We start from the raw sequence: 22,783 nt of genomic DNA on the forward strand, positions 1-22,783 counted from the left end.
GTCTTTCTGATGCGCAGGACGTTCGATCTTTCCCTCCCTGAAATCTCGCTGCATCGCTGCATGCGCGCCGCGCGCCGCGTGGGTGCCGCAATCGGGCTTTCGATGTCGATCCTGGCCATGAGCCCGGCTTATGCTGATGTCGATGTCAACAGTGCCGACGAAGTGGCGCTTGCCACGGTCAAGGGCATCGGGCCGGCCACCGCCAAGCGTATTGCCGATGAGCGCGGCAAGAACGGTGCATTCAAGGATGCCAACGACCTGGTGGATCGGGTCCCCGGCATCGGGCCGAAATCGGTGGCCAACTTGCAGGCAGCGGGGCTGAGCTTCGGCAAGACGCCGGACGTCGCGCGCAAGGATGCCCGGCCAGCGCCCAAGGCCGCCACCCGCTGACGCCAGCGGATCCGCACCCGGGTCAACAATCGCAGGCTGGTATGCGTTGTGCTTGCGGCACGAGGTGCCGTTTGCACGGCCCGGGGTGCGGAGTATCATGCGCAACGCCACTGCCGACAGCGGTCGCCGGGCCGTGCAATCCGACAAAACCATCGAACAAGACCAACCAACTGGCGTGCCTGGTGTGAACCGGGCCGCCGCTGAAAAGGGAGAGAACAACATGGCGAATGGCCAGGGCAATGCGGGGGGGGAAGGTTTTTTTCCGAAGTGGCGGCTCAAGACCGAGGGCGTGATCGGCCCCGACGAGCGCCTGCCCGCTGGACAGACGCTGCTGGCGGGTATCCAGCACGTGGTGGCGATGTTCGGGTCGACCGCAATCGCGCCGATCCTGATGGGTTTCCATCCTAATATCGCCATCCTGTTCTCGGGCATCGGCACCCTGCTGTTCTTCCTTTTCGTTCGCGGTCGCGTGCCGAGCTATCTCGGCTCGAGCTTTGCCTTCATCGCCGTTGTCATCGCGGCCACTGGCTATGCGGGCAGTGGTCCCAATCCCAATATTCCCCTGGCGCTGGGCGGCATCATCGCGGCGGGCGCGTTATATACGGTCATCGGCCTCATCGTGCAGGCAGTTGGCTACGGTTGGGTGGAAAAGCTGATGCCGCCGGTCGTGACTGGCGCGATCGTCGCGGCAATCGGCCTGAACCTGGCGCCGGTGGCGGTCAAGGCGGTCAGCGCCGCGCCGCTCGATACCTGGGTGGGTTTGCTGACGGTGCTGGCTGTCGGCCTGATCGCCGTGCGCGCGCCAGGTATGCTTGGCCGCTTGCCGGTGCTGCTGGGCGGACTGGCCGGCTATCTCGCCTACTACATTGCCACCAACCTGATGGGGCTGGGCAAGGCCATCGACTTTTCGGGAGTGGCGGCGGCGAACTGGTTCGGCATGCCGGAGTTCACGGCGCCGGTATTCCAGGCCAATGCCATGCTGCTGATCGCGCCTGTGGCCATCGTGCTCGTGGCGGAGAATCTCGGGCATATCAAGGCGATCGGCGTTATGACCGGCCGCAACCTCGATCCGTACATCGGCCGCGCCTTCATCGGTGACGGCGTGGCAACGATGTTGTCGGCGGCGGGTGGTGGCACCGGCGTGACCACCTACGCCGAGAATATGGGCGTGATGGCGGTGACCAAGATCTATTCGACGCTGATCTTCGTGGTGGCGGCCGCCGTGGCTATCCTGCTCGGCTTCTCACCGAAATTCGGTGCACTGATCCTGACGATCCCGGGGCCGGTGATCGGGGGCCTGACCATCGTCGTGTTCGGCCTGATTTCGGCGACGGCCGGCCGCATCTGGGTGCAGAACCACGTCGATTTCTCCAGCTCGCGCAATCTGATTACCGTGGGCGCCACTCTGACGGTGGCTGCTGGCGATTTGACCCTGAAGCTGGGCGGCCTGACGCTTGGCGGCATCGGTACCGCCACGTTTGGCGCCATCCTGCTGTACCACCTGCTCGGCAAGGGCCGGACGCAGGAGCAGGGCCTGACGCATTGATCCACCAAAGGGAATCCCGCCGGCTGGCCGCCTGGAAATGGCCCGGCCGCCGGTGCGGATAAGTTGGGTGCATTACAATGGCCTGCGAAAAACCGACCGACTCCGCACCCATGGCATATAAAACGATTGAAGACACCATTGGCAACACGCCGTTGGTCAGACTCCAACGCATTCCCGGCACCGCGATCGAGGCACGCGGCAATGTGATTCTCGGCAAGCTTGAAGGCAATAACCCGGCAGGTTCGGTCAAGGACCGTCCGGCGGTGTCGATGATCCGCCATGCCGAGGCCCGTGGCCGCATCAAGCCCGGCGATACGCTGATCGAAGCAACTTCCGGCAATACCGGCATCGCGCTGGCCATGGCCGCGGCTATCCGCGGCTATCGCATGGTCCTGATCATGCCCGAGGATCTGAGTCTCGAGCGTCGCCAGAGCATGGCGGCGTATGGCGCCGAGATCATCCTGACGCCGGTCAAGGGTGGAATGGAATACGCCCGCGATCTGGCCGATGCCATGGAGCGTGACGGCAAGGGCGTGATCCTCGACCAGTTCGCCAATCCGGACAATCCGCTGGCGCACTACGAGACGACTGGCCCGGAGATCTGGAAGGACACCGACGGTCGCGTGACCCACTTCGTTTCGGCGATGGGCACCACGGGCACGATCACCGGCGTGTCACGCTATCTGAAGGAAAAGAATCCGCTGATCCAGATCATTGGCGCGCAGCCGGCGGAAGGTTCGCGTATCCCGGGTATCCGCAAATGGCCGGAAGCGTATCTGCCGAAGATCTACGATCCGAAGTTCATTGATCGCCAGGAGCCCGTAACGCAGGCCGATGCGGAGCATATGGCTCGCCGCATGGCGCGTGAGGAAGGTATCTTTGCAGGTATCTCTGCCGCAGGCGCCCTGTGCGTGGCGCTGAGGATTGCCGAAGAAGTCGAGAATGCGACGATCGTGTTCGTCGTGTGCGATCGCGGCGACCGCTATCTGTCGACGGGCGTGTTCCCGGCCTGATCGCCCGGACTTGCCCTGAAAGAAAGGCCCCGCAGGCTTGCGCCGCGGGGCCTTTTTCTTTGCTCTTGCCGCTTGGCGTTCAGGCCATGGCGGCCTTCACGGCTTCCCCAAGCTGATACACCGTCAGCGCATAGAAGAAGCTTCGGTTGTACCGCGTCAGCACGTAGAAATTGCGCAGGCCGATCACGTACTCGGTCGGCTGGTCGGGCGTCGGGAGATCGGCAATCAACACGCCTGTTTCGCCTTCGCGGGTGACGTCGATCGGTTCGTCTACGCGAAGTCCGGCGCGCGTGAGCTGGTTGAGTGTGCGTGTCGGCCACGGTTCGCCGTCGGCCGCAGCCGCGGCAACGCCTCGGCTGCCATCGTCGTTGGCGATCTGCCAGACCACCGGACGTCCCTGTTCCCAGCCATGCAGTTGCAGGAATCGGCCGACGCTGCCAATGGCATCGGTCGGGCTGTTGCGCAGGTCGATATGCCCGTCGCCGTCGTAGTCGACCGCGTACTCGCGCAGGCTCGTGGGCATGAACTGCGGAATGCCGATTGCGCCGGCATAGGAGCCCAGCACCGAAAATACGTCGGTCTTGGTGTCGCGGCACCAGAGCAGGTAGTCGGCGAGCTGATTCCGGAAGAGCTTGGTGCGCGCCTCACGGTTCGGGGTGTCGGGGTAGTCGAACGCCAGCGTCGAGAGCGAGTCCAGGACGCGGAAGTTGCCCATGTCGCGCCCGTAGATCGTCTCCACCCCGATGATGCCGACGATGACCGATGCCGGCACGCCGAACTCGGCCTCGGCGCGACGCAGCGTCTCGCGGTTCTGCTGCCAGAAGCGCACGCCGGCGTTGATGCGGATCGGTTCGATGAAGCGTGACCGATACGCCCGCCAGCTTTTCTTGCCCGGGGTGGTCGGCGGCATGATCAGTCGTGCGACCGTCGTGGAATAGACCGCCTGGCTGAACCATCCCTCGAGTTCGGCCCGCTGGAAGCCGTTGTTGGCCACCATCTCGTCGATGAATGCGCGGGTTTGCGGATGATTCTGATAGCGGCCCGGTTCGATCTCTTCTTCCCGGACGCTCACGCGGCGCTTGCCGGCGGCGAGAAGCCGAGGAGAAATGCCGCACAGGCCCAATGCGGCAGCGGTGAGTGCGGCGCCCAGCAGCGGGCGGCGCAGGGTGCGCTGGTGGTCGGTCATGTTGTCCTTTGCAAGTCGCACCGAGTATAGCGGATGCGATGTACGCGACGCCTCGTCGAGGGCGTACTTCGGTGCGCCGTACACGACAGCCAACAGGCGTAGAAGCGCGGGGCACGTCATGTGCTAACGTAGCGTCTGGAGACGAACTTGACCCATAACGAATAATGTCAACGGGCTACTACACGCATCCGTCGTTCCTGATGCATGAGATGGGGCATTTCCATCCTGAATGCCCGGAACGCCTGCAGGCTATCGAGGACCATCTGATTTCGCACGGGATGGATGGCCTGCTGGACCGGCGGGAGGCGCCGGCTGCCACCGACGCGCAGATCGAGCGCGTGCATCGGCCCGAATATGTGGCCAGCCTTGTCGCGATGAGTCCCGCCACCGGCTACCACCCGATCGATCCCGATACCCTGATGAACCCGCACACGCTCACCGCTGCCAGGCATGCGGCTGGTGCGGCGGTGGCTGCCACGGACGCCGTCATTGCCGGCGAACTGGAGAACGCGTTCTGCTGCGCGCGTCCGCCGGGCCATCATGCCGAGCCCGATCGCGCGATGGGATTCTGTTTCTTCGATAACGTGGCGATTGCGGCACGACATGCGCTCACGGCGCACGGCCTGTCGCGCGTGGCGATCGTCGATTTCGATGTGCACCACGGCAACGGCACCGAGGCGGCCTTCCGCGACGACCCGCAGGTGCTGATGTGCAGCTTTTTCCAGCACCCGTTCTACCCGTACAGCGGCACGGAGCACTTTGCGCCGAACATGTCGAACATCCCGCTGCCCGCGTACTCCAACGGCCTGGCTGTGCGCGAGGTCGTGGAAACGATCTGGCTGCCGCGGCTCAACGAATTCAAGCCCGAGATGCTGTTTATCTCCGCCGGCTTCGATGCGCATCGCGAGGATGACCTCGGACAGATGGGACTGGTCGAGCAGGACTATGCGTGGATCACGCAGCAGCTCGTCGATGTGGCGCGGGCTCATGCGAAGGGCCGCATCGTGAGTTGTCTGGAGGGGGGGTACAACCTTAGTGCCCTGGCGCGAAGCGTATTTGCCCACCTGAAGGTGCTGGTCGAGACCTGAAAGTGACAAAAACGCCGCTTATAAGGGCGTCTATATGACGCCAGCGCATAAAGCCATCGAAAAAATCTCGTTTGAGGTATGAAGCGGATCGCATAAAATGCTCGCTTCACAAAAATAAAGTGCGGCAACAACGCAGGAGACCCCGCGATGTTGCCGTTTTCTTTTTACTTTCCATGATTGAACTGCAAGGACTCTCGCAGCGGTTCCCCGGCGGGTCGGGGGAAGTCCATGCGCTGCGAGACGTCAGCCTCTCCATCGCCTCCGGTGAGATCTTCGGCATCATCGGCCGAAGCGGCGCCGGCAAGAGCACGCTGGTGCGCGCCATCAACCTGCTGAACCGGCCCACCAGCGGCCGCGTGATCGTCGCCGGCCAGGATCTGACCGCGCTCGACAAGGGCGCGCTGCGCGAGGCCCGCCGCGAGATCGGGATGATCTTCCAGCACTTCAACCTGCTGTCGTCGCGCACGGTCTATGACAACGTGGCGCTGCCGCTCGAGCTGGCCGGCAAGTCGAAGCAGGAGATCGCATCGACCGTGGAACCGCTGCTCGAACTGGTCGGACTGTCGAAGCTGCGTGACCGCTATCCCGCCCAGATCAGTGGCGGGCAGAAGCAGCGCGTCGGCATTGCGCGGGCCCTGGCCAGCAAGCCGAAGGTGCTGCTGTCGGACGAGGCAACCTCGGCGCTGGATCCTGAAACGACGCGCGCGATTCTCGACCTGCTCAAGCAGATCAATCGCGAGCTCGGCCTGACCATCGTGATGATCACGCACCAGATGGAAGTGATCAAACAGGTTTGCGACCGCGTGGCCGTGCTCGAGGCCGGTCAGGTGGTGGAATCGGGCCGCGTGATCGACGTGTTCCTGCGTCCGCAGCACGAAGTCACGCGCGCCATGATCGGCGACGTCATTGCCCAGGAACTGCCGGTGAGCGTGCTCAAGCGCGTGGAAAGCCGTCTTGGCAATGGGCGCGATCACGTCTATCGCCTTGCTTTCACGGGCGAGAACGTCGATCAGCCGGTGCTGGCCCAGGCAATCCGCCAGCACGGGCTCGATTTCAACATCCTGCATGGCCATATCGATGAGATCCAGGGCCAGGCATTTGGCTCGCTGGCAATCATGGCCACGGGCGAACTGGCCGACGTGCGCGCGGCCATGGACTATCTGCAGTCGCAAGGCGTAGTGGTGGAGGAGATCGAACATGTGGTCTGAGATGTTTGACCTGTTCCTGTCGTCGTTCGGCGAGACCCTGCTGATGGTGGCGATTTCCGGCGTGGTTGGCGCGCTGCTGGGCGTGCCGCTGGGCGTGCTGCTGCATCTGACGAATCGTGGTGGTGTGCTGTCGCACCCGCTGTTCAACCGCACGATCGGCGTGGTCGTCAACGCCGTGCGTTCGATCCCGTTCATCATCCTGCTCGTGGTGGTGATCCCGTTCACGCGTTTCATCGTCGGTTCCTCGATCGGCACCACGGCTGCGGTCGTGCCGCTGACGATCGCGGCCATCCCGTTTATCGCCCGTCTGGTGGAAGCCTCGCTGCGCGAGGTCGACAAGGGGCTGGTGGAGGCCGCGCAGTCGATGGGTGCCACCACGGGCCAGATCGTCTGGAAGGTGCTGCTGCCAGAAGCCATGCCCGGTATCGTGGCCGGTCTGACCATCACGTTTGTCAGCCTGGTTGGCTATTCCGCCATGGCCGGCGCGATCGGCGGTGGTGGTCTGGGTGACCTCGGCATCCGCTACGGCTACCAGCGCTACATCACGGAAGTCATGGTTGCCGTGGTGGTGATCCTGATCGTGTTCGTGCAAGCCGTGCAGAGTTTCGGCGACTGGCTGGTCCGCCGCATCAGCCATCGCTGATACAACGGCCGCTCAAATCAATCAAAGCAACGCAAAGCAATTCACAGGGAAACCTTGGGGTAAAACATGCAACGTCGTAACGTGCTGAAGGGCGCCATCGTCGCGCTGGGTGTGGTGGTGTCGGCTGGCGCATTCGCGCAGGAAAAGCCGATCAAGGTCGGCGTGACGGGTGGCCCGCACGCCCAGATCATGGAGCAGGTGAAGAAGGTGGCAGCCAAGGATGGCCTGACCATCCAGGTGGTGGAGTTCAGTGACTACATCCAGCCGAACGCCGCGCTGGCTGCCGGCGATCTGGATGCCAACAGCTACCAGCACCTGCCGTACCTCGAGGCACAGATCAAGGACCGTGGCTACAAGTTCACGAACGTGGCCTTCACGGTGACGTTCCCGATGGGGGTCTACTCGAAGAAGATCAAGTCGCTTGACCAGCTCAAGCAGGGTGCCCGCGTCGGCGTGCCGAACGATCCGACGAATGGTGGCCGTGGCTTGCTGCTGCTGCAAAGCAAGGGCCTGATCAAGCTGCGTCCCGACGCCGGCCTGAAGGCGACGCCGCTCGACGTGGTCGAGAATCCGAAGAAGATCAAGCTTGTGGAGCTCGACGCCGCCCAGCTGCCGCGCTCGCTCGACGACCTCGACGCTGCCGCGATCAATGGCAACTACGCGGAATCGGCTGGCCTGTCGCCCACCCGCGACGCGATTGCGATGGAAGGTCCGAAGGGCCCGTACGCCAACCTGATCGCGATCCGCGAGGCGGACAAGAACAAGCCGTGGGTGGCCAAGCTCGTGAAGGCGTACCACTCGCCGGAAATCAAGCAGTACATCCAGGCCACGTTCAAGGATTCTGTGATCACTGCTTGGTGATCTTTTCGAGGTTTTCATCCAAACTCTGTGCGCGCAGGGCATCCTGCGGCACAATGGCGTGAAAATTTTCTGAGTTGCCGGCTATGCCCGGCAATTCTTTGCCTATAAAATAGTACGATCGTTCGAAAATCAAAAGCGCCGCCACCCCGGTGGTTATAATGGCGAGCGATTCAAAAAAATTTTGGACTATCAGCTATCAGTGGAGTGAGCGCATGAAAGTACTCGTCGCAGTCAAGCGGGTGGTGGACTACAACGTCAAGGTCCGCGTGAAGTCGGATGGCACGGGCGTCGACCTGGCCAACGTGAAGATGAGCATGAACCCGTTCGACGAAATCGCCGTGGAAGAGGCCGTGCGCCTGAAGGAAGCCGGCGTCGTCACCGAGGTGATTGCCGTGTCGTGCGGCGTGGCGCAATGCCAGGAGACCCTGCGTACCGCGATGGCCATCGGCGCCGATCGTGGCATCCTGGTCGAGTCGAACGAAGACCTGCAGCCGCTGGCCGTGGCCAAGCTGCTCAAGGCCCTGATCGACAAGGAGCAGCCGCAACTGGTGATCCTGGGCAAGCAGGCCATCGACGATGACTCGAACCAGACCGGCCAGATGGTGGCCGCGCTGGCCGGCATGCCGCAAGCTACCTTCGCCTCGAAGGTCGTGCTGGCTGACGGCAAGGCATCGGTGACCCGTGAAGTGGACGGCGGTCTGGAGACCGTGTCGATCAAGCTGCCGGCCGTGGTGACCACCGACCTGCGCCTGAACGAGCCGCGCTACGTCACGCTGCCGAACATCATGAAGGCCAAGAAGAAGCCGCTGGAAACCGTCAAGCCGGAAGATCTCGGCGTCGACGTGAAGCCGCGTCTGTCGACCGTGAAGGTCGTCGAGCCCGCGAAGCGCAGTGCTGGCGTGATGGTCCCGGATGTGGCCACGCTGGTGCAGAAGCTGAAGACGGAAGCCAAGGTTATCTGAGCGCGGGGGAGATAGAACATGACTGCACTCGTCATTGCTGAACACGACAATCAATCGATCAAGGCCGCCACGCTGAACACCGTGACGGCAGCTGCCCAATGCGGCGGCGATGTCCACGTGCTGGTGGCTGGCTCGAACGCCAAGGCTGCCGCCGATGCCGCCGCGAAGATCGCCGGCGTGTCGAAGGTCCTGCTGGCCGACGCACCGTACTTTGGTGACGGCCTGGCCGAGAACCTCGCCGAGCAGATTCTGGCCGTGGCCAGCGACTACTCGCACATCCTGGCTCCGGCTACCGCCTCGGGCAAGAACGTCCTGCCGCGCGTTGCCGCCAAGCTGGATGTGGCACAACTGTCGGACATCACCAAGGTCGACTCGCCCGACACGTTCGAGCGCCCGATCTACGCTGGCAACGCCATCGCCATCGTGAAGTCGTCGGACAAGATCAAGGTCATCACCGTGCGCGGTACCGGCTTCGACGCCGCCGCAGCCGAAGGTGGCTCGGCTTCCGTGGACACGATCCCGGTCGTAGCCGACGCTGGCATCTCGCAATTCGTGTCGCGTGAAGTGACCAAGAGCGATCGTCCGGAACTGACCGCCGCCAAGATCATCGTCTCGGGTGGCCGTGGCGTGGGTTCGGGTGAGAACTACACCAAGGTGCTGACGCCGCTGGCCGACAAGCTGGGCGCCGCGCTGGGCGCATCGCGCGCGGCAGTCGATGCCGGCTTCGTGCCGAACGACTACCAGGTTGGTCAGACCGGCAAGATCGTTGCCCCGCAGCTGTACATCGCCGTCGGTATCTCCGGCGCGATCCAGCATCTGGCCGGCATGAAGGACTCCAAGGTGATCGTCGCGATCAACAAGGATGCCGAAGCCCCGATCTTCTCGGTGGCCGACTATGGTCTGGTGGGCGACCTGAACACCGTGGTGCCGGAGCTGGTGGCCGCACTGGGCTGATAGGTAACACTGGGCTTATGGCCTGATCGGCCGGCGGAAAGCCGGTCGATCGAACAAGAAGAATGAAGCCGTTCCGGGTATCGCCCGCGAGCGGCTTTTTTGCAAACGCTGGAGACATTAATGACCTATCGTGCACCGCTCAAGGACATGCAGTTCGTCATGAACGAGCTGGCGGGCCTGGAAAGCATCAGCCAGTTGCCTGGCTACGAAGACGCCACGCCCGATACGGCACAGGCCGTGCTGGAAGAGGCCGCGAAGTTCAACGAACAGGTCGTGGCACCGCTGAACCGCGCGGGCGATCTGAACCCGAGCAGCTGGAAGGACGGCGTGGTGACCACGACGCCGGGTTTCAGCGACGCATTTCGCCAGTTTGGTGAAGGCGGCTGGCAGGGCGTGCTGCATCCGTCCGATTTCGGCGGCCAGGGTCTGCCGAAGCTGGTGGCCACGCCGTGCAACGAGATGCTGAATGCGGCGAACCTGTCGTTCGCGCTCTGCCCGTTGCTGACCGACGGCGCGATCGAGGCGCTGCTGACCGCCGGATCGGATGCCCAGAAGGAAACCTTCCTGCCGAAGCTGATCTCGGGAGAGTGGACCGGCACGATGAACCTGACTGAGCCGCAGGCCGGTTCGGATCTGGCCGCCGTGCGGACCCGCGCGGAGCCGCAGGGCGATGGCACGTTCAAGGTCTTCGGCACCAAGATCTTCATCACGTATGGCGAGCACGACATGGCGGAGAACATCGTCCATCTCGTGCTGGCACGCACCCCGAACGCGCCCGAAGGCGTCAAGGGCATTTCGCTGTTCATCGTGCCGAAGTTCCTGCTCAATGCGGACGGTTCGCTGGGCGAGCGCAACGATGTGCATTGCGTGTCGATCGAACACAAGCTCGGTATCAAGGCCAGCCCCACCGCCGTGCTGCAGTTCGGCGATCACGGTGGCGCCATTGGCACGCTGGTTGGCGAGGAGAACCGCGGGCTTGAGTACATGTTCATCATGATGAACTCGGCACGCTTCTCGGTGGGCATGCAAGGCATCGCCGTGTCCGAGCGTGCTTACCAGCAGGCCGTGGCGTTCGCGAAGGAGCGCGTGCAAAGCCGTCCGGTCGATGGCTCGGCCCGCGAGGCCGTGACGATCATCCATCATCCGGACGTCAAGCGGATGCTGATGACGATGCGCGCGCTGATCGAAGGCGCACGCTCGGTGGCCTATGTGGCCGCCGCCGCGAGCGACATCGCGCACCAGCATCCGGATGAGGGCGTGCGTCGTCAGAACATGGCGCTGTACGAGTTCCTGGTGCCGGTGGTGAAGGGGTGGAGCACCGAGCTGTCGATCGACGTGACCAGCCTGGGCGTGCAAGTTCACGGTGGCATGGGATTCATCGAGGAAACCGGCGCGGCACAACATTATCGCGACGCGCGCATCCTGCCGATCTATGAAGGCACGACCGCGATCCAGGCGAACGATCTGATTGGCCGCAAGACCGTGCGCGATGGCGGTGCCATGGCACGCGCGATCTGTGCACAGATCGCCGAGACCGAAGCGGCGCTGGGCAAACACGGCGGTGACGCGTTCACGGCGGTGCAGGCGCAACTGAAGCAGGGCCGTGAAGCGCTGGAGGCCGTGGTGGAGTTCGTCATCGGCAGCGCGAAGGCGGACCCGAATGCCGTGTTCGCCGGTAGCGTGCCGTACCTGAAGCTGTGCGGCATCGTGTTCTCGGGCTGGCAGTTCGGCCGTGCCATGCTGGTTGCCGATGCGAAGCGCGCGGAAGATCCAGCCTTCTACGACGCAAAGATCGCGACGGCGCATTTCTTCGGCCAGCACATCCTGTCCCAGGCATCCGCATTCCGTGCCGCGATTGTGGGTGGTGGCGCTCCGGCCAACGCGCTGACGGCGGATCAGTTCTGATCCGGCGTACCGGGCATCAAGGCAATGAAAAGGGCGACCCCTCGGGGTCGCCCTTTTTTTCGTCACGGTGCCGAAGGATCAGGCCGGTAGCGGCCGTGGCAAGTGGTGCGTGCGCGGCTGCTTGCGGTAGCGATCCACCGAGAGGTCGTCGGCACGGATTGCCGGGCGCGTGCCCGAGACCAGGTCGGACAGCAACTGGCCCGAGCCGCAGGCCATCGTCCACCCAAGCGTGCCGTGACCCGTGTTGAGCCAGAGGCCGCGGATGCCAGCGGGGCCGACCACCGGAGTGCTATCGGGTGTCATCGGGCGCAGGCCGGTCCAGAACGTGGCGCGGCTCACATCGCCCGCGCCCGGGAACAGATCGTTCACCACGTGTTCCAGCGTGCGGCGCTTATTCGGATCGAGCGAGCGGTCATAGCCGACGATCTGCGCCATGCCGCCCACGCGGATGCGGTCGTCGAAGCGCGTGATCGCCACCTTGTATGTCTCGTCGAGCACCGTCGACACCGGGCTCTTCGATGCATCGGTGAGCGGCACCGTGATCGAGAAGCCCTTGAGCGGATAGACGGGCAGGTTCGACAGGCCCGGCAGCACGTGCTTCACGAACGGCGTGGACCAGCTGCCCAGCGCCACTACGACGGCATCGGCCATCATCGGTTGCCCTTCGACGATTGCGCCGGTCACGGCGTCGCCCTGCGTCAGCAGGCCGTCGATCGAGCGGTTGTAGATGAACTGCACGCCGATCGATTCAGCCATGGCTGCCAGCCGTTCCGTAAACAGCTGGCAGTCCCCGGTTTCATCGTTCGGCAGGCGCAGGCCACCGGCCAGCTTGTGGCCGACGGCGGCGAGCGCCGGTTCGCTCGCGGCGAGTTCTTCGCGCGAAAGCAATTCGTATGGCACGCCGGCTTCCTCGAGTACGGCGATGTCGCGCGACGCGGCTTCCAATTGCGCGTCGGTGCGGAACACCTGGAGCGTGCCTTGCTGGCGGCCTTCATAGCTGATGCCGGTATCCGCGCGCAGCGCGCGGATACAGTCCCGGCTGTACTCGGCCAGACGCACCATGCGCTCCTTGTTCACCGCGTAGCGGTCGGCTGTGCAGTTCTGCAGCATCTGCCACATCCACTGAAGCTGGAACAGCGTGCCGTCGGGTTTGATCGTGAGCGGCGCGTGCTCCTGGAACATCCACTTGATCGCCTTGAGCGGAACGCCGGGTGCTGCCCACGGCGACGCATAGCCCGGAGAGATCTGGCCGGCGTTGGCAAAGCTGGTGCCAAGAGCGGGGCCGCCTTCGCGGTCTACCACGATCACTTCGTGACCGGCGCGGGCCAGATACCACGCACTGGTGACGCCAATAACGCCACTGCCAAGAATTAGAACGCGCATGTTGGGGGCTCTCTACTGCGGAATGGATGTGTGGGAGAATTCGCTTCTATACTATTGACTTCAAGGCAGTCATAGTTACCGAATTTCTCTGCAAAACAGGAAAAAATCATGAGAACGAGTCGTCAGCCGGTACGTGCGCTGGATCGGCTGGACCGGAAGATTCTGGGGGTCCTGCAGGCCGATGGCCGGATTTCGATGAAGGAGCTGGCGGAGGCCGTCGGGCTGACCATCACGCCGTGCATCGAGCGCGTGAAGCGGCTCGAACGCGACGGGGTCATCATGGGGTACTACGCGCGGCTGAACCCGACGCTGCTCGGCAGCGCGCTGCTGGTCTTCGTAGAGATCTCTCTTGGGAATAAGTCGGGCAACATGTTCGAGCAGTTCCGGCGCGAGGTGCTGCGGATCCCCGAGGTGCTCGAGTGCCACCTGGTATCGGGCGATTTCGATTACCTGATCAAGGCGCGCATCCGCGAGATCGGCGAGTATCGCCGGCTGCTCGGCGACATCCTGCTGCAACTGCCGGGCGCGGCGCAGTCGAAAAGCTACGTGGTAATGGAAGAGATCAAGGAGACGCTGGCGATCGCGGTGGACGAGAAGGAGCGCAGCCAACCAGGCTGACGGCTCCTGGCCTGCTGGCTCAGAAAAGGCTGCCCTGCGGCGAATCCTCGGGCGGCACGCGGAACAGATCGGTGCGCAGCGGGTGGCGCTCTTGATTGAGCCCAAGCCTCCGGCATGCGATCTCGAAACGCTTGCGGACCAGCTCGGCAAAAATGCCCGTCCCGCGCATCCGGCTCGTGAATGTCGCGTCGTTGTGCTTCCCGTTGCGCATGTTCTCGATGATGCTCAGCACATGCTGCTTGCGGCCGGGGAAATGCTCCTCCAGCCATTCGATGAAGATGCCGTGAACCTCTAGCGGCAGGCGCAGCATGACGAAGCCGGCCGACGTTGCCCCAACTTCGCTGCAGGCCTTCAGCACGTTTTCCAGGTCGTAGTCGGTCAGCGCCGGTATCACCGGGGCAAAGAGCACCCCGGCCGGCACGCCGGCTTCGGCCAGCAACCGGATGCCTTCGATCCGTTTGGCTGGTGTGCTGGCGCGCGGCTCCATCTTTCTGGCGATATCGGCATCGAGCGTCGTGACGGACATGAATACGCGCGCCAGCCCATTCCGGGCCATACGGGCAAGGATGTCGATATCTCGCGACACCAGAAACGATTTGGTCGTGATGGCCACCGGGTGCTGGAAGCGTTCCAGCACCTCCAGAATGCCGCGCGTGAGCTGGAATTTCCGCTCGATCGGCTGGTACGGATCGGTGTTGGTGCCGAGCGCGATGACGCTCGGCTTGTAGTGTTTCTTGCGGAGTTCCTGCTCGAGCAGCGTAGCGGCATTTGGCTTGGCGAACAGCTTTGTCTCGAAGTCGAGACCAGGCGACAGGCCCAGGTAGGCATGATTCGGTCGCGCAAAACAGTACGAGCATCCGTGCTCGCAACCCCGGTACATGTTGATCGACTGGTCGAACGGAACATCGGGCGACTGGTTGCGCGAGATGATCGTCCTTGCCGGCTCGATCGCGATCGTCGTCCGTGGCGCGGGAGACTCGCCGTGCAAGGCCTCCAGATCGGCAAGCATGGCCGCATCCGCCTCTCGGGACAGGCTGTCGAAACGCGATTCCGTGTTCGACAGCGCGCCTCTTCCCTTGCGGAAGCCATCGGGTAGTGACGTCATGGGGGCTCTTGACTCGTACAATCTCCAATACTGTATAAATATACAGTATTGCTGGCGAGATACCAGTGCCCTGATCAGCGCCCTGATGGAATGCGCGCCCTGGGGATTGAACCTCCGGTGGGCTTCAGATCTGGTCAGACGGTACGTGTGGCCAAGGGAGGCGCGTCGTCGCGATCCCAGTAGGGCGGGGAGCCGAACCAGTTGGCAAAGAAGTCGACAAAGGCGTGTGTCTTGGCGGGAACCAGATGCCGGCTCGGATAGACCGCCCAGATCGAGACGACCGGCAATACCGGGTATTCATCGAGCACGGTGACCAACTCGCCGCGGCGCAGGTATGGCGCCACATCCCAGGTCGACTTCAGCGCGATGCCCACGCCCGCGACGATCGCGTCGCGAATCACCTCGCCGTTATCGGCGCGTAGCGTGCCCCGCACGCTCACCGCGCTTTCGCCGACCGGGGTATCAAAACGCCAGGTCGATTGATCGCCAAGGACCAGGCAGTTGTGATTGCGCAGGTCTTCCGGGTGCCGTGGGGAGCCGTGCCGCGCGAGGTATTCCGGCGATGCGCAGATCACACGATGACTGGGCGCGAGTGGCCTGGCGACCAGCGAGGAATCGGGGAGCGCGCCCATGCGGAGCGCGACATCAATGCCACTATCGACGAGGCCGACGATCTGGTCGCTCAGGCGCAGATCCAGTGTGATGCCGGGGTAGGTGGCCAGGAAGGCGGGGATCGCCGGCGAGACATGCTGGCGTCCGAACGAGGCAGGCGCCGTGACACGCAACGGACCGTGCGGCACCTCCGCGCCTCGGCCCACGGATTGCGCGGCCACTTCCGATGCGGCCAGCAATGGCTCGGCGTGGGTCAGGAACCGCTCACCATCTCCGGTGAGCGAAAGGCGGCGCGTTGTGCGATGTAGCAGGCGGGTGCCTAGCCGATCCTCCAGTCGCTGGAGCCGGGCGCTGGCGGTCGATGTCGACAGTCCCAGATCGCGTGCGGCAGCCGACAGATTGCCGAGCGCCGCCGCGCGCACGAAGACCGCGATATCGGTCAGGTCGAAAGGCATCGTCGGCGCGTAAAGTGGGGCCAGGCCTTCGGCTATTCCTGCGAGAGCGCCTTGGCTGCCTCGACTTGCGATTCGAAGAACGTCTGGAAGCTGATGGCAAGTCCTGCCATCAGCAGGCCGGTGCCGATCATCAGCGAAAAAATGATCAGGATGACCACGGGCCAGCCCGAGCGCGTGGGCTGGCCATGAGGGTTGTATTGCGCATCCCACTTGTCGTCGGGGCGCAGCCCGAACACGATGGCCGTCAGGAAGGCGCTGATAAGGGACGCGCCGCCGGCCACCGCGAAGACCCAGTTCAGTGCGGTATTGCCGGTGCCGAGGGTCAGCGAGGCGATGCCGAGCACGCCGGCTACGGTGCAAAGCAGGTGGACCCAGCCGAACTTGTCGCCCAGTCCTTTCAGATAGAAACGATGCGCCCCAAGGCTGCCGAGCAGGAAGGCCAGCGCAACGGTGGCCAGTTTCGATTTGCCGCGTGTGTTGCGGGCTTCAGTGGCAATGGCGGAGGCTTGGCTGGCTGCTGGCATCGGTATGGGGACGAAGACGGTATGGGCGTCATGGCGGGCAGTGGTCGCACATTGTACGCCGGGCCCGGACCGATACCCCGGCGGTCAGAACGGCCAGACGGAGGTCAGGGCGCCGGATACCAGCACGGAGATATGTGTTTCGCTGTACAACACGAGCGTCAGCAGCAGCATGAACAGCACTGACAATGACAAATGGCCCGCGTGCCGGGCCAGGTCCGAAAAAAGCGGGGACATGATGAACCTCGACAAGGATGTCTTGTGGAGGCTGCGCCCGACCTTGGTGTCGATCAGTGGGTACCGGGCAGAGGCAGGTCAGGTCGGTTGCCGTCTGCGCAACGACGGCACGCTGTGCGACTCCGGACAGCGCCGGGCGGCAGCCTGTGCGGCGTTAATCAGCACGCACAAATGTAGAGACAAAGGGGAGCGCGTGGAAGTTCCGGCTACGTGACAAGCCCTCGGCGTGCCTAGCGTCCGCCGTCGCGCCCGCGCGCCTGCCATCCCGGGCCAACATTGCCGGGGTGTGCTTCGGAATTTCGGAGCGTGGCTTCGCCGGGGCTGTTGCGATCGCCGCCACCGGGCTGGCGTGCGCGTTGTTCGTCGTCGCGCCCGCCAGGGCTGGCGGGGCGTCCGCTCAGACGGTCGTCGTTACGGGCCCTTGCTTCCATGCGATCAATCTGTGCCTGCACATGATCGCGGTTTTCCGCCCGCACGCTGGCGATTTCCCATCCGTTGGCAGCATGCACCGCCTGCACCGTGCGATCGGTGCGGCTGTGATGCCAGAAGGCGACTTGCGCGTGGCTGACTGCAATGCTGCCGCCAAGGCCGGCAACAGCCACGCTACCAGCCACCATAAGGCGCAGGAGGGGGCGGGTAAACATGCGGAATCCCAAGGTCCTGTTGCTGAGAGAAGTCAGGAGTTGGGTTCATGTTACGCAGGGGCCGTGTGACCGCCTATGCCAATCCCGTTACCGGTGTAACGGATTGTTTCGTCAAATTTGTCAGCTTTGGAGCGTCTGCTGCGATGCCGCGCCAGGCCAGCATTGGCGCGGTATCGAAGCGGTTTCAGGGCGCGTAGCGGATGCGATAAATCGCATTGGCTTTGTCGTCGCTAACCAACAGCGAACCGTCGCTTGCCACCTGGACGTCGACCGGGCGACCCCACGCCTTGCCGTCGCGCAGCCATCCTTCGGCAAAGATCTCCTGACGAATCACGCGCCCATCGTCATCGAGCACGATCCGTGCAATCCGGTAGCCGATGGCAGTGGAGCGGTTCCAGCTACCGTGCTCGGCGATGAAGATGTTGTTCTTGCGATATTCCGGTGGAAACTGCGTGCCGGTGTAGAAGCGCATCCCGAGCGCGGCCACATGTGGCCCCAGCTTGGCGACAGGCGGCGTGAACGCTGAACACGGGCGCTGTTTCCCGAACTCCGGGTCGGCAATCGTGCCGGCGTGGCAATACGGAAAGCCGAAGTGCTCGCCTTCACGCGTCAATCGGTTCAGTTCATCGTCGGGCTGGTCGTCGCCTAGCCAGTCGCGCCCATTGTCCGTGAACCACAGTTCGTGCGTGGCGGGGTGCCAGTCGAAGCCAACCGTGTTGCGCACGCCCCGGGCCACTACGCGCAGGTCGGAACCGTCAGGCTTCATTTTCATGATGTTCGCGTAACGGTTCTCGTCCGGCGCGCAGATATTGCATGGCGCGCCGACAGGCACGTAGAGATAGCCGTCAGGTCCAAACGCAATGAATTTCCAGCCGTGATGGGTTTCGGTCGGAAATCTGTCGCTGATAGTGACCGGGCGCGGCGGATCGCCGAGGCGGCCCTCGATGTTGTCGAGCCGCACGATGCGCGACGTCGATGACGCATACAATGCGCCATCGTGAAAGGCGACGCCCACGGGCATCGTGAGTCCGGATGCGATGACGCGCATCTTCGGATGCGGGCCGAGCGGCGACTCCAGCGCATATACCTTGCCCTCCGCGCGGCTGCCCACGAACAGCGTGCCCTTCGGCGACAGCGTCATGGCCCGCGCGCCGGGCACGTCGTCGCTGAGCACTTCGATCTTGAAGCCTGGCGGCAGCCGGATCTGGTCGATCGGCAGGGCGGCCTGCGCCGTCGCTGCAGACCAGGCGGCACCCAGCAGTGCCAGCCTGCAGAGGGATTTCGCGAGGTATTGCGCAGTGTGCCGATTTGGCCGCATGTCATGCCTCCAGTTCGCGGTTTTCGCCACGGTTCGGCTGGCCGCGTGTTGCGTCAGAAGCGCACCGATGGGGCCGAACAGCGCGGGAAAGTCCTAAGTGTTTGTTTGGGCTCGGGAAGTGGGCTATACTCTTGCGTTTCGTGTTCGCACGCTCCCGTTTTTTCGAGGAATTAACATGGTCGTAATCCGTCTGGCTCGCGGCGGCAGCAAGAAGCGCCCGTTCTTCAATATCGTTGCTACCGATTCGCGCAACCGTCGCGATGGCCGTTTCATCGAGCGTATTGGCTTCTACAACCCGCTGGCTTCCGAAAAGGAAGAGGGCCTGCGCGTTGTGCAGGACCGTCTGGCCTACTGGCAAGGCGTTGGCGCTCAACTGTCGCCGACCGTTGCCCGCCTGGTCAAGCAAGCCGGCAAGGCTGCAGCCTGATAGGTCTTGCGCGGCGTGCCTGTATGGCGCGCCGATGCAGAACTGACGCACCGCTGAAGTGACTGGCAATGCCTCCGGCCGCAAGCCGTTGAATCTGGCCGCTACGCAAGGCGGTGCCTCCGGCCGGCAGAAAAAACTGCCCGCCGCGCTGTTGTTCACGGACACCCTGCCCGACGATCTGGTCGAGGTTGGCTACGTGGGCGCGGCATATGGTATCCGGGGCTGGATCAAAGTCCAGCCACATGCGGACGACGCCTCCGCATTGCTCCACGCCCGCCGTTGGTGGCTGCTTCGCGCGCCGCCGGCCGGCGTGGTGTCGGCGCCGGCGCAGTCGGCCGAGGCTGTCAGCATCAAGATCTCCCAGTCGCGTGAACACAGCGGTACCGTGGTTGCGCAGCCGGCCGGCGTTTCGGACCGCAGTGTGGCCGAAATGCTCAAGGGGCGTCGTGTCTGGGTCCGGCGCGCGGATTTTCCCGCGGCGGAAGAGGGTGAGTTTTACTGGGTCGACCTGATCGGTTGTGCCGTGGTCAACGAGCAGGGCGAAGCGCTCGGCGAGGTGACCGGCCTGATCGACAATGGCGCCCATCAGATCCTTCAGGTGGCCTACGAGCTGCCGGACGGTAAGGCCGCTGAGCGGCTGATCCCGTTTGTCGACGCGTTCCTGCGGACGGTGGATACACCGGCCAGGCGGATCGTGGTGGACTGGGGGCTCGACTACTGAAGTGTCAGGGGAGGCGCGGATGCAGTTCGATGTAATCACGCTGTTTCCCGAGATGTTTCGCGCGCTGACCGATTGGGGTATCACCAGCCGGGCAGCCAAGCAGCAGCGCTACGCGTTGCGTACTTGGAATCCGCGGGATTTCACCGTGGACAACTACCGGACGATTGACGATCGGCCCTATGGTGGCGGCCCCGGCATGGTGATGCTGGCCAAGCCGCTCGAGGATGCGATCGACGCCGCCGCGGCGGCGCAGTCGGATGCTGGTGTCGGCAGGCCGCATGTGGTGCTGATGTCGCCGCAAGGCGCGACGCTGACGCACGAGAAGGTCATGGCGTTGTCGCAACGGCCCGGCCTGGTGCTGTTGTGCGGCCGGTATGAAGCGATCGACCAGCGTCTGATCGATCGTCGCGTGGACGAGGAAATCAGCCTCGGCGATTTTGTACTGTCGGGCGGCGAACTGCCGGCGATGGCGCTGATCGACGCGGTGGTGCGGCATCTGCCCGGCGTGCTGGGCGATGCGCAGTCGGCGGTCCAGGACAGTTTCGTCAATGGCCTGCTTGATTGTCCGCATTACACGCGGCCGGAAGAATATGAAGGTGTGCGGGTGCCCGATGTATTGCTCGGGGGCCATCATGCCGAGATCGAGAAGTGGCGGCGCCGGCAGGCGTTGGCCAATACCGCGCGCAAGCGTCCCGACCTGATCGTGGCCGCGCGCGAGCAAGGATTGTTGTCCAAGGCCGACGAGAAATTCTTGTCGGAACTGGCGGCGAAAGCAGGGCAGGAGTTCGCTCCCGCCAAGTGAAAACCCCATCCTCTGCCGGGGCCCAGCAAGTGTCTGGGGCATCCAACGCTGGCACGATGGTTATGGAGAAAACGATGAACATCATCGAGCAAATCGAGAAGGAAGAGATCGCGCGTCTGACCGCGAATAAGACCATCCCCGCATTCGCGCCTGGCGATACCGTTATCGTCAACGTGAACGTGGTTGAAGGTAATCGCAAGCGCGTGCAGGCTTACGAAGGCGTGGTGATCGCCAAGCGTAACCGTGGTCTGAACTCGTCCTTCATCGTGCGCAAGATCTCGTCGGGTGAAGGCGTGGAACGTACGTTCCAGCTGTACTCGCCGCTGATCGCCGGCATCGAAGTGAAGCGTCGCGGTGACGTACGTCGCGCGAAGCTGTACTACCTGCGCGAGCGCTCGGGCAAGTCGGCACGTATCAAGGAAAAGCTGGTGATGAAGGCCAAGCCGGCCGCCGTTGCCGCGGAATAAGCTTTCCCTGTCAGGCGCCGGGTAACTGGCGCTGTGCCGGATTGCGAAGGACACCCTCGGGTGTCCTTTTTGTTTGGCGGCGGCGCAACGCAATGCGTTCTTGCTGCCATGCAACATTACGCGCTTCTGTCATACTTGAAAGCGCTATGCGTCCAACATTCGATCCTGAAACGCTACCGATCATCGAGACCGATAGCCGCCACGCCCCCCTCTCCACGCCGCGCATGAGACCGGATTTCATCCGGCATCGTCTGCTTGCGCCACCGGCGTGGGAACCCGAACTGACCGATGAATCCCGTGTGTACGACCGGACCCGCGGCTTGCGTGAGGCGGCGGTACTGGTGCCCCTGGTTGAGCGTTCGGATGGTCTGACGGTGCTGCTTACTCAGCGCAATGCGAATCTGAATGCCCATGCCGGGCAGATCAGTTTTCCGGGAGGCGGGCAGGAAACCTACGATGCCAATCGCATCGCCACGGCGTTGCGCGAAACCGAGGAAGAGATCGGGCTGACCCGTAATTACGTCGAAGTGCTGGGATCGCTACCGGACTACATCACCGGTACCGGCTATCACGTCAGCCCCGTTGTCGGACTGGTGCATTCAGGGTTCACGCTCCGTGCCGATGAACGCGAAGTGGCCGATATCTTTGAGGTGCCGCTGGCATTCCTGATGGACCCCGCGCGGCATGAGCGCCGGTTATTCCGCTGGGAAGGCGGCGAGCGCATGTTCTACGCCATGCCTTATCCGCGCGAAGGCGGCGGTCAGCGCTTTATCTGGGGCGCGACGGCGGGCATGCTGCGCAATCTCTACCACCTGCTCGCGGCCTGAGCCGCGCCGCCGCCCGCGACGCCGGTCTTCGTCAGGCTGCGGCCTGAGTAGCGGTGTCGACGCAGTGGGGGCAGCTCTTGCCCACCACGTACTTCGGGTGCTGCTGCTCCTCGGGCGTCACCACTGCGCGGCACGCGAAGCACTGAACCGGGCCTGCGGGTTCCAGGTTCGGATTCAGCGCGGTCCGGTAGTCGAACACGAAGCAGTCGCCGTTGTAGTGGCTCCCACCGACTTCCTCGAAGTACTTCAGAATGCCGCCCTCGAGCTGGTAGACGTGGTCGATCCCCACTTCCTGCATGTGGATGGCGGCCTTCTCGCAGCGGATGCCGCCGGTGCAGAACGACACGATGGTCTTGCCTTCGAACTCGGCCTTGTTCTCCGCCACGGCCGGCGGGAATTCGCTGAACTTGTCGATACCGTACTCCACCGCCTTGTCGAAGGTGCCAACCGCCACCTCGAACGCGTTACGCGTATCGAGCATCACTACCGGGCGTCCGTCGTCGTCATGGCCCTGGTCGAGCCAGCGCTTCAGATCCACGGGGCGCACCGAAGGCGCGCGTCCGGCCTCGGGGCGGATCAGCGGCATCTTCATCGTGATGATTTCCTTCTTGGCGCGCACCAACATGCGCTTGAAGGGCTGATTTTCTGACAGGCTTTCCTTCGGCGCGATGTCCGCGAACCGGGCATCGGCGTGGAGCCATGCCATGAACTCGTCGATTTGCTCACGCGTGCCGGCCAGGAACATGTTGATGCCTTCTGGCGCGAGCAGGATCGTGCCCTTCAGGCCAGCCGCGTCACAGCGCTCACGCATGACGGGGCGCAGGGTCTCGATGTCTTCGAGCGTGACGAACTTGTAAGCGGAAATATTGACGATCTGCATGGGTGACGCT

Annotated in this window: 25 protein-coding genes; 16 read left to right on the top strand and 9 right to left on the bottom strand. The window is 63.5% G+C overall.

All coding sequences use genetic code 11. The features are described 5' to 3' along the window. Nucleotides 1-9 precede the first annotated feature (9 nt). The 3 genes from RMET_RS03665 to cysM all read left to right on the top strand — a co-directional run bounded on the left by RMET_RS03665 (nucleotide 10) and on the right by cysM (nucleotide 2,949). Nucleotides 10-390 (top strand): ComEA family DNA-binding protein, encoded by a 381-nt coding sequence (locus RMET_RS03665; protein ID WP_011515576.1) that lies wholly within the window; start codon nucleotides 10-12, stop codon nucleotides 388-390. Nucleotides 391-610: 220 nt separating this feature from the next. Then, nucleotides 611-1,936, top strand: a complete 1,326-nt coding sequence (locus tag RMET_RS03670; RefSeq protein WP_029308330.1) for a solute carrier family 23 protein — start codon at nucleotides 611-613, stop codon at nucleotides 1,934-1,936. A gap of 110 nt (nucleotides 1,937-2,046) precedes the next feature. After that, nucleotides 2,047-2,949: a cysteine synthase CysM gene (gene cysM / locus RMET_RS03675; RefSeq protein WP_029309853.1), complete on the top strand. Its 903-nt coding sequence runs from the start codon at nucleotides 2,047-2,049 to the stop codon at nucleotides 2,947-2,949. 79 nt (nucleotides 2,950-3,028) lie between these two features. On the opposite strand, the gene mltB is transcribed toward cysM, so the two are convergent. Further along, nucleotides 3,029-4,135, bottom strand: coding sequence for a lytic murein transglycosylase B (gene mltB / locus RMET_RS03680; RefSeq protein WP_029308328.1), 1,107 nt, complete (start codon nucleotides 4,133-4,135; stop codon nucleotides 3,029-3,031). Between the two features lie 164 nt (nucleotides 4,136-4,299). On the opposite strand from mltB, the gene RMET_RS03685 reads away from it, so the two are divergent. The 7 genes from RMET_RS03685 to RMET_RS03715 all read left to right on the top strand — a co-directional run bounded on the left by RMET_RS03685 (nucleotide 4,300) and on the right by RMET_RS03715 (nucleotide 11,756). Then, entirely contained in the window at nucleotides 4,300-5,223 is a 924-nt protein-coding gene (locus RMET_RS03685; protein WP_008643671.1) for a histone deacetylase family protein, read from the top strand. A 173-nt stretch (nucleotides 5,224-5,396) separates the two neighbouring features. After that, complete coding sequence (locus RMET_RS03690) at nucleotides 5,397-6,431, top strand: methionine ABC transporter ATP-binding protein (RefSeq protein WP_008643673.1); 1,035 nt, start codon at nucleotides 5,397-5,399, stop codon at nucleotides 6,429-6,431. Beyond that, nucleotides 6,421-7,074 (top strand): methionine ABC transporter permease, encoded by a 654-nt coding sequence (locus RMET_RS03695; protein ID WP_011515580.1) that lies wholly within the window; start codon nucleotides 6,421-6,423, stop codon nucleotides 7,072-7,074. The genes RMET_RS03690 and RMET_RS03695 overlap by 11 nt, the downstream gene beginning before the upstream one ends. A gap of 66 nt (nucleotides 7,075-7,140) precedes the next feature. Then, nucleotides 7,141-7,935, top strand: coding sequence for a MetQ/NlpA family ABC transporter substrate-binding protein (locus RMET_RS03700; RefSeq protein ID WP_008643677.1), 795 nt, complete (start codon nucleotides 7,141-7,143; stop codon nucleotides 7,933-7,935). Between the two features lie 212 nt (nucleotides 7,936-8,147). Beyond that, the gene (locus tag RMET_RS03705) at nucleotides 8,148-8,897 is read left to right on the top strand and encodes an electron transfer flavoprotein subunit beta/FixA family protein (RefSeq protein WP_008643682.1); all 750 of its coding nucleotides are present in this window, start codon (nucleotides 8,148-8,150) and stop codon (nucleotides 8,895-8,897) included. An 18-nt stretch (nucleotides 8,898-8,915) separates the two neighbouring features. Then, a complete protein-coding gene (locus RMET_RS03710) occupies nucleotides 8,916-9,851 on the top strand; it encodes an electron transfer flavoprotein subunit alpha/FixB family protein (RefSeq protein ID WP_008643684.1) in 936 nt (311 codons plus the stop codon). A 120-nt stretch (nucleotides 9,852-9,971) separates the two neighbouring features. Beyond that, nucleotides 9,972-11,756, top strand: coding sequence for an acyl-CoA dehydrogenase (locus RMET_RS03715; protein ID WP_011515582.1), 1,785 nt, complete (start codon nucleotides 9,972-9,974; stop codon nucleotides 11,754-11,756). A gap of 78 nt (nucleotides 11,757-11,834) precedes the next feature. Here RMET_RS03715 and RMET_RS03720 read toward each other — a convergent pair whose 3' ends face one another. Beyond that, complete coding sequence (locus RMET_RS03720) at nucleotides 11,835-13,139, bottom strand: D-amino acid dehydrogenase (protein ID WP_008643686.1); 1,305 nt, start codon at nucleotides 13,137-13,139, stop codon at nucleotides 11,835-11,837. Nucleotides 13,140-13,247: 108 nt separating this feature from the next. Here RMET_RS03720 and RMET_RS03725 point away from each other — a divergent pair, with 108 nt between their 5' ends. After that, entirely contained in the window at nucleotides 13,248-13,757 is a 510-nt protein-coding gene (locus tag RMET_RS03725; protein ID WP_008643687.1) for a winged helix-turn-helix transcriptional regulator, read from the top strand. A 19-nt stretch (nucleotides 13,758-13,776) separates the two neighbouring features. On the opposite strand, the gene RMET_RS03730 is transcribed toward RMET_RS03725, so the two are convergent. The 6 genes from RMET_RS03730 to RMET_RS03750 all read right to left on the bottom strand — a co-directional run bounded on the left by RMET_RS03730 (nucleotide 13,777) and on the right by RMET_RS03750 (nucleotide 18,649). Beyond that, on the bottom strand, nucleotides 13,777-14,862 hold the full coding sequence (locus tag RMET_RS03730) for a PA0069 family radical SAM protein (protein ID WP_011515583.1): 1,086 nt from the start codon (nucleotides 14,860-14,862) through the stop codon (nucleotides 13,777-13,779). Between the two features lie 134 nt (nucleotides 14,863-14,996). Then, nucleotides 14,997-15,929, bottom strand: a complete 933-nt coding sequence (locus RMET_RS03735; RefSeq protein ID WP_011515584.1) for a LysR family transcriptional regulator — start codon at nucleotides 15,927-15,929, stop codon at nucleotides 14,997-14,999. Nucleotides 15,930-15,961: 32 nt separating this feature from the next. After that, nucleotides 15,962-16,453 carry an NINE protein gene (locus RMET_RS03740; RefSeq protein WP_011515585.1) on the bottom strand — a complete coding sequence of 164 codons (492 nt, stop codon included), beginning with the start codon at nucleotides 16,451-16,453 and terminating at the stop codon, nucleotides 15,962-15,964. An 84-nt stretch (nucleotides 16,454-16,537) separates the two neighbouring features. Further along, nucleotides 16,538-16,687 (bottom strand): hypothetical protein, encoded by a 150-nt coding sequence (locus RMET_RS33925; protein WP_196776407.1) that lies wholly within the window; start codon nucleotides 16,685-16,687, stop codon nucleotides 16,538-16,540. 230 nt (nucleotides 16,688-16,917) lie between these two features. Further along, nucleotides 16,918-17,331 carry a hypothetical protein gene (locus tag RMET_RS03745; protein WP_011515588.1) on the bottom strand — a complete coding sequence of 138 codons (414 nt, stop codon included), beginning with the start codon at nucleotides 17,329-17,331 and terminating at the stop codon, nucleotides 16,918-16,920. 184 nt (nucleotides 17,332-17,515) lie between these two features. After that, nucleotides 17,516-18,649, bottom strand: coding sequence for a PQQ-dependent sugar dehydrogenase (locus RMET_RS03750; protein ID WP_011515589.1), 1,134 nt, complete (start codon nucleotides 18,647-18,649; stop codon nucleotides 17,516-17,518). Between the two features lie 175 nt (nucleotides 18,650-18,824). Here RMET_RS03750 and rpsP point away from each other — a divergent pair, with 175 nt between their 5' ends. The 5 genes from rpsP to RMET_RS03775 all read left to right on the top strand — a co-directional run bounded on the left by rpsP (nucleotide 18,825) and on the right by RMET_RS03775 (nucleotide 21,893). Beyond that, nucleotides 18,825-19,076: a 30S ribosomal protein S16 gene (gene rpsP / locus RMET_RS03755; RefSeq protein WP_029308323.1), complete on the top strand. Its 252-nt coding sequence runs from the start codon at nucleotides 18,825-18,827 to the stop codon at nucleotides 19,074-19,076. Between the two features lie 58 nt (nucleotides 19,077-19,134). Continuing rightward, entirely contained in the window at nucleotides 19,135-19,797 is a 663-nt protein-coding gene (rimM, locus tag RMET_RS03760; RefSeq protein ID WP_011515591.1) for a ribosome maturation factor RimM, read from the top strand. Nucleotides 19,798-19,816: 19 nt separating this feature from the next. Further along, nucleotides 19,817-20,599, top strand: a complete 783-nt coding sequence (gene trmD, locus RMET_RS03765; protein WP_011515592.1) for a tRNA (guanosine(37)-N1)-methyltransferase TrmD — start codon at nucleotides 19,817-19,819, stop codon at nucleotides 20,597-20,599. Nucleotides 20,600-20,673: 74 nt separating this feature from the next. Then, on the top strand, nucleotides 20,674-21,066 hold the full coding sequence (gene rplS / locus RMET_RS03770; protein WP_008643705.1) for a 50S ribosomal protein L19: 393 nt from the start codon (nucleotides 20,674-20,676) through the stop codon (nucleotides 21,064-21,066). Nucleotides 21,067-21,212: 146 nt separating this feature from the next. Continuing rightward, the gene (locus tag RMET_RS03775; RefSeq protein ID WP_008643707.1) at nucleotides 21,213-21,893 is read left to right on the top strand and encodes a CoA pyrophosphatase; all 681 of its coding nucleotides are present in this window, start codon (nucleotides 21,213-21,215) and stop codon (nucleotides 21,891-21,893) included. Between the two features lie 31 nt (nucleotides 21,894-21,924). Here RMET_RS03775 and RMET_RS03780 read toward each other — a convergent pair whose 3' ends face one another. Further along, nucleotides 21,925-22,773, bottom strand: a complete 849-nt coding sequence (locus RMET_RS03780; RefSeq protein WP_011515594.1) for a sulfurtransferase — start codon at nucleotides 22,771-22,773, stop codon at nucleotides 21,925-21,927. Nucleotides 22,774-22,783 lie beyond the last annotated feature (10 nt).

This window comes from Cupriavidus metallidurans CH34, assembly GCF_000196015.1.
In the GTDB taxonomy this organism is placed as follows: domain Bacteria; phylum Pseudomonadota; class Gammaproteobacteria; order Burkholderiales; family Burkholderiaceae; genus Cupriavidus; species Cupriavidus metallidurans.

Coding starts and splice junctions, on each gene's coding strand:
- RMET_RS03720 (WP_008643686.1), bottom strand. CDS start 13,139: ATGCGCGTTCTAATTCTTGGCAGTGGCGTTATTGGCGTCACCAGTGCG.
- RMET_RS33925 (WP_196776407.1), bottom strand. CDS start 16,687: ATGTCCCCGCTTTTTTCGGACCTGGCCCGGCACGCGGGCCATTTGTCA.
- mltB (WP_029308328.1), bottom strand. CDS start 4,135: ATGACCGACCACCAGCGCACCCTGCGCCGCCCGCTGCTGGGCGCCGCA.
- RMET_RS03775 (WP_008643707.1), top strand. CDS start 21,213: ATGCGTCCAACATTCGATCCTGAAACGCTACCGATCATCGAGACCGAT.
- RMET_RS03705 (WP_008643682.1), top strand. CDS start 8,148: ATGAAAGTACTCGTCGCAGTCAAGCGGGTGGTGGACTACAACGTCAAG.
- RMET_RS03735 (WP_011515584.1), bottom strand. CDS start 15,929: ATGCCTTTCGACCTGACCGATATCGCGGTCTTCGTGCGCGCGGCGGCG.
- RMET_RS03700 (WP_008643677.1), top strand. CDS start 7,141: ATGCAACGTCGTAACGTGCTGAAGGGCGCCATCGTCGCGCTGGGTGTG.
- RMET_RS03695 (WP_011515580.1), top strand. CDS start 6,421: ATGTGGTCTGAGATGTTTGACCTGTTCCTGTCGTCGTTCGGCGAGACC.
- RMET_RS03665 (WP_011515576.1), top strand. CDS start 10: ATGCGCAGGACGTTCGATCTTTCCCTCCCTGAAATCTCGCTGCATCGC.
- RMET_RS03715 (WP_011515582.1), top strand. CDS start 9,972: ATGACCTATCGTGCACCGCTCAAGGACATGCAGTTCGTCATGAACGAG.
- RMET_RS03750 (WP_011515589.1), bottom strand. CDS start 18,649: ATGCGGCCAAATCGGCACACTGCGCAATACCTCGCGAAATCCCTCTGC.
- RMET_RS03710 (WP_008643684.1), top strand. CDS start 8,916: ATGACTGCACTCGTCATTGCTGAACACGACAATCAATCGATCAAGGCC.
- RMET_RS03780 (WP_011515594.1), bottom strand. CDS start 22,773: ATGCAGATCGTCAATATTTCCGCTTACAAGTTCGTCACGCTCGAAGAC.
- rplS (WP_008643705.1), top strand. CDS start 20,674: ATGAACATCATCGAGCAAATCGAGAAGGAAGAGATCGCGCGTCTGACC.
- RMET_RS03670 (WP_029308330.1), top strand. CDS start 611: ATGGCGAATGGCCAGGGCAATGCGGGGGGGGAAGGTTTTTTTCCGAAG.
- cysM (WP_029309853.1), top strand. CDS start 2,047: ATGGCATATAAAACGATTGAAGACACCATTGGCAACACGCCGTTGGTC.
- RMET_RS03745 (WP_011515588.1), bottom strand. CDS start 17,331: ATGTTTACCCGCCCCCTCCTGCGCCTTATGGTGGCTGGTAGCGTGGCT.
- rpsP (WP_029308323.1), top strand. CDS start 18,825: ATGGTCGTAATCCGTCTGGCTCGCGGCGGCAGCAAGAAGCGCCCGTTC.
- RMET_RS03685 (WP_008643671.1), top strand. CDS start 4,300: ATGTCAACGGGCTACTACACGCATCCGTCGTTCCTGATGCATGAGATG.
- RMET_RS03725 (WP_008643687.1), top strand. CDS start 13,248: ATGAGAACGAGTCGTCAGCCGGTACGTGCGCTGGATCGGCTGGACCGG.
- RMET_RS03690 (WP_008643673.1), top strand. CDS start 5,397: ATGATTGAACTGCAAGGACTCTCGCAGCGGTTCCCCGGCGGGTCGGGG.
- trmD (WP_011515592.1), top strand. CDS start 19,817: ATGCAGTTCGATGTAATCACGCTGTTTCCCGAGATGTTTCGCGCGCTG.
- RMET_RS03730 (WP_011515583.1), bottom strand. CDS start 14,862: ATGACGTCACTACCCGATGGCTTCCGCAAGGGAAGAGGCGCGCTGTCG.
- RMET_RS03740 (WP_011515585.1), bottom strand. CDS start 16,453: ATGCCAGCAGCCAGCCAAGCCTCCGCCATTGCCACTGAAGCCCGCAAC.